The organism is bacterium (assembly GCA_035281585.1).
GTDB lineage: Bacteria > UBA10199 > UBA10199 > DSSB01 > DSSB01 > DATEDP01.
Genome location: DATEDP010000101.1, coordinates 1 through 5,884 on the forward strand (window position 1 = coordinate 1; position 5,884 = coordinate 5,884).

6 protein-coding genes are annotated in these 5,884 nt (G+C 59.9%); 4 read left to right on the top strand and 2 right to left on the bottom strand.

Features of this window, described 5'->3' with window-relative positions; translation table 11 throughout:
- Together VJR29_08155 and VJR29_08160 are read right to left on the bottom strand one after the other, a co-directional pair.
- A partial coding sequence (locus VJR29_08155) for a branched-chain amino acid ABC transporter permease (GenBank protein ID HKY63375.1) occupies positions 1-797 on the bottom strand: 797 nt, incomplete at its 3' end.
- A complete protein-coding gene (locus tag VJR29_08160) occupies positions 794-1,918 on the bottom strand; it encodes an ABC transporter substrate-binding protein (GenBank protein ID HKY63376.1) in 1,125 nt (374 codons plus the stop codon). The genes VJR29_08155 and VJR29_08160, both read right to left, overlap by 4 nt.
- A gap of 193 nt (positions 1,919-2,111) precedes the next feature.
- Here VJR29_08160 and VJR29_08165 point away from each other — a divergent pair, with 193 nt between their 5' ends.
- The 4 genes from VJR29_08165 to VJR29_08180 all read left to right on the top strand — a co-directional run bounded on the left by VJR29_08165 (position 2,112) and on the right by VJR29_08180 (position 5,826).
- Positions 2,112-2,891: a DsbA family protein gene (locus tag VJR29_08165; GenBank protein HKY63377.1), complete on the top strand. Its 780-nt coding sequence runs from the start codon at positions 2,112-2,114 to the stop codon at positions 2,889-2,891.
- Between the two features lie 195 nt (positions 2,892-3,086).
- Positions 3,087-4,100, top strand: a complete 1,014-nt coding sequence (gene ftsY / locus VJR29_08170; GenBank protein ID HKY63378.1) for a signal recognition particle-docking protein FtsY — start codon at positions 3,087-3,089, stop codon at positions 4,098-4,100.
- Between the two features lie 246 nt (positions 4,101-4,346).
- Positions 4,347-5,027 carry a ferredoxin gene (locus VJR29_08175; GenBank protein ID HKY63379.1) on the top strand — a complete coding sequence of 227 codons (681 nt, stop codon included), beginning with the start codon at positions 4,347-4,349 and terminating at the stop codon, positions 5,025-5,027.
- 19 nt (positions 5,028-5,046) lie between these two features.
- Positions 5,047-5,826, top strand: a complete 780-nt coding sequence (locus tag VJR29_08180) for a TatD family hydrolase (protein HKY63380.1) — start codon at positions 5,047-5,049, stop codon at positions 5,824-5,826.
- Positions 5,827-5,884: the final 58 nt, after the last annotated feature.

The following is a 5,884-nucleotide window of genomic DNA, read 5'->3' on the forward strand; positions in this document are numbered from 1 at the left end:
GAGAGGTAGCCGGCCACCAAGGTTTCGGCCACGCCCATCAAGAGCCCGCCGATCAGGGCGCCGGGGATATTGCCGATGCCGCCCAGGGCCGCGGCGACGAAGGCTTTGAGCCCCGGCATCAGGCCCATCAGCGGATCGACCTTGGGATTGGAGAGCCCGACCAAAATGCCGGCGGCCGCCGCCAGGACCGAGCCGAAGACGAAGGTCAGGCTGATGACTCGGTTGACATTGATGCCGACCAAATGGCTGGCGGTGTGGCTAAATGACACGGCCCGCATCGCCTTGCCGATTTTGGTCCGGTGGACGATGGCCTGAAGCGCGAACATCAGGACGAAGCTGACGATGAAGATGGCGAGCTGGATGTTGTTGATGACCACGCCGCCCAGGTTCAGCACTTCCTTGGTCTCGATCAGGGTCGGGAAGAACTTGGGATCGGCGCCGAAGAGGTATTGGCCGCCGTATTCCAGCAAGAGCGAGACGCCGATGGCGGTGATCAGCGCGTTGAGCCGAGGCGCATTGCGCAGCGGCCGGTAGGCAAAGCGCTCGATGGCCGCACCGAGCAGGGCGCAGGCCAGCATCGAGCTCAGCATCACCAAGGAGAAGCGGAGGAAGGTGCCGCCGCCGTCGAAGACCCGGGCGGCGTAGTAGCCGACCATCGCCCCCACCATGTAGACGTCGCCATGGGCGAAATTGATCAAGCGGAGCACGCCATAGACCATCGTGTAGCCCAGGGCGATGAGGGCGTAGATGCTGCCCCAAGCCAGGCCGTTGACCAATTGTTGGAAGAATTCGGTCAAGAGGGCTCCAGGGCCTTGTGGAACTTCACCTTCCCGCCCTCGATCTTGAGGATGACGATGCGTTTGTTGGCATTGCGATTGGCGTCGATGGTGATGGAACCGGTGACGCCCTGAAGTCCGGTGGTCGCGGCCAAGGCATCGCGGATTTTGGGTCCTTCGGTCGAGTTGGCCCGCTTGATCGCGTCGAACATGATGTTGGCCGCGTCATAGCCCAGCACCGCCATCGCATCGGGCACCTTGTTGTACTTGGCCTGATATTTCTTGATGAAGTTTTGGACGATCGGCGTCGGGTCATCGGTGGCGTAGTGATTGCTGAAATAGCTGCCCTCGACGGTGGCCCCGCCGATCTCGAGGGTCTTGGGGCTGTCCCAGCCGTCGCCGCCCATCAAGGGCACGCTGATGCCGAGATCCCGGGCTTGGCGGGCGATCAGGCCGACCTCGGTGTAATAGCCCGGGACGTAGATCGCTTGCGGCTCCTTGCTCTTGATCGCGGTGAGCTGGGCCCGAAACTCGATGTCGCCCTCGGAGTAGCTCTGCTTGTCGACGATCTCGCCGCCCAACTCCTTGAAGGTCTTTTCGAAGAACTCGGTCAAGCCGACGCTGTAGTCATTCTTGATGTCATACAGAATGGCGACCTTGCGAAGACCCAAGTCCTCGTAGGCGAAGCGGGCCATCGAGGAGCCTTGGAAGGTGTCGACGAAGCAAGCCCGGAAAATGTAATCCCCGACCTCGGTGACCTTGGGATTGGTCGAGGCCGGCGAGATCATCGGGATCTTGCTTTTCTGGGCTTCGGGCGCGGCGGCCAGGCTTCGCGAGGAAGCGACCTCGCCGATCAAGGCGATGACCTGATCCTGCTTGATCAGCTTCACCGCGGCGGTGCGGGCTTCTTCGGGCCGGCTCTGATCGTCCTCGACGATGATCTCGACCTGTTTGCCGAGCAGTCCGCCCGACTTGTTGAGCTCTTCCAAGGCCAATTGAATGCCCTCGTTCATCGATTGGCCGAAGCTGGCGGTGGTGCCGGTCAGGGAGGCAAATTCACCCAGGGTCAGGACGTTTTCTTTTTTCTTGCAGGCGACCAGGCCAAGGGCCGCCGCCATTGCGAAAATAATCAGCTTTTTCATGGGTTCTCTCCTCCGAGCGTCTTTCGCAATAAAAGGGCTTTCCTCATCCTTGGCAAGTCATTTATCGGTTAGCCGCGTTAGAGTCGTAGCGAGGGGCTTCAGCCCCGCTTCCCAAACCCCTTGCTTGACGGCGGGGGCGAAGCTCCTTAAGATCGCCGAATTTCATATCCCATTCTTATTGCGGAGGATTTCAGTGAACCTATCCCCTAAAAATTGGCTTTCCAAAGCCCTCTGTCTCGGAATCTTGGCGGTTCTGCCGGCCTGCGGTCCCAGCCAACAACAGCTGGAGAAGGCGGTCGGCGACTATATTCAAAAGAATCCCCAGGCTTTGCAGAAGCCGATTCAGGACGCGATGAAGGCCAACCGTCCCCAGCGGGCACCCGAGCTGCCGCTGGCCGAGCGGATCAAGCGCGCGGTTCAAGTGCCGATCGACAAGGCTCCGGTCAAGGGCCCGGCCGATGCCCCGGTCACCATCGTGGAATTCTCCGATTTCCAATGCCCCTTCTGTAAGCGGGTCCTCCCCACCGTCGACCAGGTCATGAAGGAGTACGACGGCAAGGTGAAGCTGGCCTTCCGCCATAACCCGCTGCCTTTCCACAAGGATGCCATGCCGGCGGCCAAGGCCTCGATGGCGGCCAAGGACCAAGGCAAGTTCTGGGAGATGCACGACGCCCTCTTCGCCACCCAGCAGGATTTGAGCGAGGCCGGGATCATGAAGGCGGCCAAAGAAGCCGGCTTGGACATGAAGAAGTTCGAAGCCGACTTCAAATCGACCAAGTACGACGCCGTGATTCAGGAAGACATGGAATTCGCCAAGAGCAATGGCGCCAGCGGCACCCCGGCCTTTTTCATCAATGGCGTTTTGGTCAAGGGAGCCCAGCCTTTCCAAAGCTTCAAGGTGGTCGTCGACGGCGTGTTGAACCCGGCCTCGATCCCAGCAGCGGCCCCCGCGGCCAGCCCGGCGGCAAAATAGCCGATTCTAAAAGTAGAAATTCCAGGGCCGAGGAGCTAGGAAGCTCTTCGGCCTTTTTTATAATTCCCCCCCTTTGAAAAAGGGGGGGGCAGGGGGGATTTAAAGCGGTGGAATCAATCCCAAGTTCGCTTTCTCATGCAGCGTCTGTTAAATCCCCCCAACCCCCTTTTTCAAAAGGGGGCTCTTCGTCCTGATATGAATTTAAGTACAGAACAGTGGATCTACATCGCCGCCGGAATCGGTGTCCTTCTTATAGTCTTGTTTTTATTGGTGTTTTTGCGTCAAAAAAGGCAAAAAAAAGCCTTATCTGGCACATTAACCCTGGGGCTTGAGAAAACTCATGATCACTTCCAAGTCCGCTTAAGCGAGCTGATCCGGCTCAGCCACAACATCGACGAGAAGGTCTATTCCCAATTGGAAGAGCTCCTGTTGGGGGCCGACGTCGGCGTGAAGACGACCCAAAAGCTGCTCCGCTACCTCCGGGAGGACGTCACGGCCAGCGGCCGGAAGGATATCCACCTCCTCAAGATGTACCTCCGGACCGAAATCCTGAAGATCCTCAACGCCCACCCGACCGAATCCCTGCTTCCACCCAAAAAACCACATGTGATGATGATGGTCGGGGTCAATGGGGTCGGCAAAACCACCTCGATTGGGAAATTAGCCTCCCTTTTTAAGAAAAATGGCGAACAGGTCCTGTTGGCCGCGGCCGATACCTTTCGAGCCGGGGCGGTGGACCAGCTCAAGGCCTGGGCGGGCCGGGTCGGAGTGAATACCCTGGCCCAGAAAGAAGGCGCCGATCCGGCGGCGGTGGGCTACGACGCGGTCAAGGCCGCCAGTGCCCGGGGCATGGACCGGGTCATCATCGACACCGCCGGCCGCCTCCATACCAAGGTCAACTTGATGGAGGAGCTGAAAAAGGTCCGGCGGGTCCTCGACAAAGCCATGGCCGGGGCTCCTCACGAAGTGATTTTGGTGGTGGATGCGACCCAGGGCCAAAACGCCCTCAACCAGGCCCGGGAATTTCATCAGGCCTTGGGGCTGACCGGCCTCATCCTGACCAAGCTCGACGGCACCGCCAAGGGCGGAATCGTCGTCGGAATCCTCGATGAAATCGGGGTTCCGATCCGTTACGTCGGGGTGGGCGAGCGTTTGGAGGACCTGAAGCCCTTTTTCGCCACCGAGTTTGTCGACGCTCTATTAGCCTAGGTCATCCTGAGCGTAGCGAAGGATCTGCGACTGCCCAAGAAGCTTAGGAAAGTCCAAAGGTCCTTCGTTCCCACGGAACCCCTCCGAAGACACGAAGGGGTCTAGAGCTTCCAAATCACCTTGGTAGGTCGCAGATCCTTCGCTACGCTCAGGATGACAAGGGTGCTAAACGCCATTGACAGCCCCTTCCCCGGTGGATAATAGCTAAATCGCTTAAGCTTTTGGATTTTCTGGAGGTTTCGTGTCATGGCCGAAGCGGCTGTCCAATTGGAAGAGTATTTCGTCACCGAGGATTGCATCGCCTGCGATGCTTGCTGCAACGACTTCCCCGACATCTTCAAGATGAACGCCGACCACACCCGGGCCATTGCGACCGAGAAGTCGCCGGTCGGCAAGTTCAATCCCTGGGACATCATCAACGACTGCCCGGTCGACGCGATCAAGCTGGTCAACCTGCCGATGCCGCCCAAGCCCGAGGGCGAAAAAAAACCGGCGGCCCCGGTTGCCGAGGTCGACAACAGCGATTGGCTGCGGCGCTGGGAAGCGGTGCGCGATCAGCTCGAGCCCCAATGGGAACGGATGAAGCGCTACGGCATGGCCTCGGCGGTGGATGAGGACAAGGATCGTTACGTCGTCCGCTTCGACATGCCGGAGAAGGTTCCGAACCACCGCCTCAAGTTTCAGTGGGGCCTGCCCGACCTGATGCCCGACTACAAGACCAGCGTCCAAGTCGACGGCAACAACGTCAAGATCCGGGCCAAGCTCGAAGACGAGAAGGTCCGCAAGCTCTGCGGCTGGGTCAACTCCTTCCCCGACGGCTTCCTCAAGGAGCTGAATTTTCCGGTCCCGATCAAGTCGCACCGCGAGAGCTACGATCCCGAGACTCGGGTCTTGGAAGTGACCTTGGAGAAGGCCAGCCCGCAGTAACCAGGTTCCGCCGACAATCATGTTCATCGACAGCCACGCTCACGTCGATTTTTCCTCCTATGCCGCCGATGAGGTCGAGCCGCTGGTGCAGCGCGCCCGCGAAGCCGGCGTCCACCGCATCCTCCACATCGGTTCGGGCGAGGGCACCGGCAGCATGGAGGGCGCGACCGCGGTAATCGAGCGCTTCCCCGACGTCTACGCCGCGATCGGCGTTCATCCCCACGACGCCAAGCTGGTGAACGAGGCGGTCTTGGCCCGGGCCCGGCAGATCGCCGCCCATCCCAAGGTGGCGGCCATCGGCGAGGTCGGCCTCGACTTTCACTACAACCATTCGAGCCGCGAGGAGCAATTCGCCGCCCTCCGGGCCTTCGTCCGGCTGGCCAAGGAGCTGAAAAAGCCGCTGGTCATCCACGACCGCGATTCCCACGAGGAATTGCTCCAGGTCTTGAAGGAAGAGGGCGCCCGCGAGATCGGCGGAGTTTTCCACTGCTTCAGCGGCGACTACGAGTTCGGCAAGCGGGTGATCGAGGAGAATTTCCACGTCTCCTTCACCGGGATCGTGACTTTCAAGAAAGCCGAGGCGACCCAGGACGCCGCCAAGCGCTTGCCGCTGGAGCGGATGCTGATCGAGACCGATTCGCCCTTCCTCACGCCGATCCCCTTCCGCGGCAAGCGCAACGAGCCGGCCTACGTCCGCTACGTCGCCGAGAAGATCGCCGAGCTGAAGGGTCTTAGCGTCGAGGAAGTGGCCGAGCGGACCAGCGCCAATGCCACTCAACTATTTTCATTGGGAGCTTGAATGAATCGTTTCGGCATATTGTTGTTTGAAGGCTGCGAGGAGCTCGACGTCTTCGGTC